Genomic DNA, 777 nt, shown 5'->3' with positions numbered 1-777 from the left:
GCCCTGGTCGAAGGCGGCCGGCGCCGTGCGCGCCAGGGCCAGCGCCTGCTGGTAATAGGTGGCGGCCAGCCTGGGCTGGTTCAGCCGGTCCAGGCCGACGGCCAGGTTGAAGGCATAGTCCGGATTGCCGGGCACGGCGCTGTAGGCGCGGAAGAATTGCTGCTGTGCTTCGGGCCAGCGGCGCTGCTTGGCGTACAGGTTTCCCAGGGCAAACAGCACGGGGCCGCTGTCGGGCGAGCGGGCCAGGATGGCTTTCAACTTCGCTTCGCTTTGCACCATGTCGCCCTGGCGCAAGCCGATCAAACCGGCCAGTGCCTCGCCATCGTCGGGATTGATTTCGAGCAAGCGCACATACAGGGACGCGGCTTGCGCGCCCTGGTTTTCGCGCAGGGCCACGGCCGCCAGACCCAGCAGGGCATCGCGGTTGGTGGGCTCCTGCTGCAGCACGGTTTCGTATTGCTGGCGCGCCGTGCCCAGCTGGCCGCCGTTCAGGGCCTGGTAGGCTTGCTGCACGCCAGGATGGATTTGCGGCGCGGCCACGCTGCGTTGCACCTGGATCTGGCTATTGTCTGGTGCCATCACGGGGGGCAGGCTGGGCGGGGGCGGCTGTGCCATCTGTGCCATTTGCGCCATCTGCGACGCCACGGCCGCGCGGGCGGCCGCTTCGATCATGGCCTGCTGCTCCGCCGCGCCTGGCTGCTGACGCGGCGCATGGGCCAGGTCTTGCGGCAATTCCTGCGGCAGCGATTGCGGCGCTGGCGCTGGCGCCGTGGCGCC

The 777-nt window shown here is 69.5% G+C and carries 1 protein-coding gene; it reads right to left on the bottom strand.

Annotated features, from left to right (window positions below):
* On the bottom strand, nucleotides 1-777 hold a 777-nt coding region (locus tag JaAD80_RS29125), incomplete at both ends, for a tetratricopeptide repeat protein (RefSeq protein ID WP_146012614.1).

The sequence above is a fragment of the Janthinobacterium sp. AD80 genome, assembly GCF_002878455.1.
Taxonomy (GTDB): domain Bacteria; phylum Pseudomonadota; class Gammaproteobacteria; order Burkholderiales; family Burkholderiaceae_D; genus Janthinobacterium.
The sequence above is the reverse complement of the archived record's forward strand: the minus strand, read 5'-3'. Positions and strand labels throughout refer to the sequence as shown.